At 44.0% G+C, this 571-nt stretch carries 1 protein-coding gene; it reads right to left on the bottom strand.

Annotated elements, in window-relative coordinates; genetic code table 11:
* Positions 1-147: 147 nt before the first annotated feature.
* On the bottom strand, positions 148-571 hold a 424-nt coding region (locus HMPREF9469_RS30425), incomplete at its 5' end, for a tyrosine-type recombinase/integrase (RefSeq protein ID WP_007871853.1).

Here is a 571-nt window from a genome sequence, read left to right as displayed (position 1 = left end):
ATCCGTATTATGCCCGGAAGTAGCAAAAAAAACAAGACACGCATAACAATTCTATATAATTATAACTGTGCTCAACATCCCCCATAAGCGTACTTTAAGTAAGCCTCCCATCTGGCAGGCCAAAAAAATCCTGTCAGATTTTAAGAGTTAGGATGCAGCATACATGTCGTACTCATATCTAATCTTTCCGGCACCATTTTTTGCATATATCCTGGTGGTTTCTACACTCGAATGCCCCATCAAATCACATAATGTTGGAAGCGGCATACCTTTGTTCAATGCACGCGTGGCAAATGTGTGCCTCAGCAAATGTGGAAATACCCGCTTACCCAGCCCTGCCTTTTTAGCAATCTTCCGGATAATGTTCTCCAGGGCGTTCTTCTTTAATCCTTGATAAGGTGCCCTTTTTGATAGTATCACAGCCCCGCTCCTGCGGTCCCCCAAATATCGTTCCAAATATTCCATCGCACGGTCATTAAAGAATACCATGCGCTCCTTCTTTCCCTTTCCTAATACTTTCCCACATCCCGCCTGAAGGTCCATATCTTCTACCCGCATACTAACCACTTCA

This window comes from [Clostridium] citroniae WAL-17108 (assembly GCF_000233455.1).
Taxonomy (GTDB): domain Bacteria; phylum Bacillota; class Clostridia; order Lachnospirales; family Lachnospiraceae; genus Enterocloster; species Enterocloster citroniae.
Note: the sequence above shows the minus strand (reverse complement) of the source record. Positions and strands in the feature narration are given on the sequence as shown.